This window comes from Thioalkalivibrio sp. (genome assembly GCF_041690275.1).
GTDB lineage: Bacteria > Pseudomonadota > Gammaproteobacteria > Ectothiorhodospirales > Ectothiorhodospiraceae > Thioalkalivibrio.
In genome coordinates this window covers 5,586-7,154 of record NZ_JAWLHP010000095.1, presented here as the reverse complement: position 1 = coordinate 7,154, position 1,569 = coordinate 5,586, and the positions used below count along the sequence as shown (strand labels likewise).

2 protein-coding genes are annotated in these 1,569 nt (G+C 72.0%); both read left to right on the top strand.

Annotated features, from left to right (window positions below):
* Positions 1-3: 3 nt before the first annotated feature.
* Positions 4-810: a bifunctional hydroxymethylpyrimidine kinase/phosphomethylpyrimidine kinase gene (gene thiD, locus ACESMN_RS12950; RefSeq protein WP_373054025.1), complete on the top strand. Its 807-nt coding sequence runs from the start codon at positions 4-6 to the stop codon at positions 808-810.
* On the top strand, positions 807-1,430 hold the full coding sequence (thiE, locus tag ACESMN_RS12945) for a thiamine phosphate synthase (RefSeq protein ID WP_373054024.1): 624 nt from the start codon (positions 807-809) through the stop codon (positions 1,428-1,430). Before thiD ends, thiE begins: the two co-directional genes overlap by 4 nt.
* Positions 1,431-1,569 lie beyond the last annotated feature (139 nt).

The following is a 1,569-nucleotide window of genomic DNA, read 5'->3' as shown; positions in this document are numbered from 1 at the left end:
ACGATGCACCACCCACCCACCTGCCTGACCATTGCCGGATCGGACCCGGGTGGCGGGGCCGGCCTGCAGGCCGACCTGACCACCTTCACCCGTCTGGGAGTGCACGGTGCGACCGCGGTCACCGCGATCACCGTGCAGGACACCCGCGACGTGATCGACTTCGATGTGCTTCCCGCTCGGCGCGTCGCGCAGCAGATCGAGGTCACCCTCGCGGATCTGACGGTATCGGCCATCAAGATCGGAATGCTGGGGTCGGCGGAAAACGTGCGGATGGTGGCCGACATCCTCGCGGAGCACCCGCATATTCCGGCGGTACTGGACCCGGTGATGGTCGCGGGCGGCGGCGGCGCGCTCGCGACCCAGGCGGTGGTGGACCTGACCCGCGAACGGCTGCTGCCGCTGGCCATGCTGATCACGCCGAACACGCCGGAGGCGGCGCGCCTGAGCCGGCACGAGGACCCTGCACGCTGGGGCGAGACCCTGCGCGAGATGGGAGCGCGCAATGTGCTGATCACCGGCGGACACGCGCTGACCGAGACCGAGGCGCGCCGCGATCCGCGGCCTCCGATCGTCAACGAGCTGCACCGGGAGGACGGACATACGCGCCGGTTCGAGCTGCCGCGGCTGCCATTCAGCTTTCACGGCTCGGGCTGCACGCTCGCGGCGGCCATCGCCGCCTTCCTGGCGCGCGGACGCGACCTGGAACCCGCGGTGATCGAGGCCCAGGGCTTCATGACCGATGCGACCGCAAGCGGTTACGCCCCCGGAAAGGGGCAGCACGTGCCGAACCGCCTCTGCCCGCAGGCATGATCCGCCGGCTGCTGCGGGGGTTGTATTTCGTGACTCCCGAGGCGGTGGCCGGCCGGACCGGGCTGGTTGCCGCGGCCCTGCGCGGCGGTGCCCGCCTCGTGCAATACCGGGACAAGTCCGGCGATGCCGGGCGGCGGCTGACAGAGGCGCGCAGGCTCGCGGAGCATTGCCGGGAGTCCGGAGCCCTGTTCCTGGTCAACGACGACGTCGAACTCACCGCGGCCATCGGCGCCGACGGCGTGCACCTGGGCGAGGACGATGCCGGAATCGGGAAGGCCCGGGCCGTGCTCGGCCCCGAGTGCGTGATCGGCGCTTCCTGCTACGACGACCTCGAACGTGCCCGCTCGGCGATCGCCGCCGGGGCCGACTACGTCGCCTTCGGCTCGGTCTATCCCTCGCCGACCAAACCCCGCGCCCGTCGAGCGGACCTCGACCTGCTGCGCCGGGCCCACCGGGAACTCGACGCCCCCATCTGCGCGATTGGCGGCATCACCCCGGAGAATGCCGCCCCGGTGGTCGCCGCCGGAGCCGACATGATTGCCGTGATCCAGGGCATCAGCGAGGCCGCCGATCCCGAGATCGCGGCGCGCAGGCTCCAGGCCCTGTTCGCCACCGGGTAGGCCTGCCGATGCCCTCTCTGCGGGAGGTAGGAGCGGCCTCTGGCCGCGATGGCGCGGGGGCACCCAGCGCAACGCCGCATCGCGGCTGGAAGCCGCTCCTACGGCCGCCCTGGTAGGAGCGGCCTCTGGCCGCGATGGC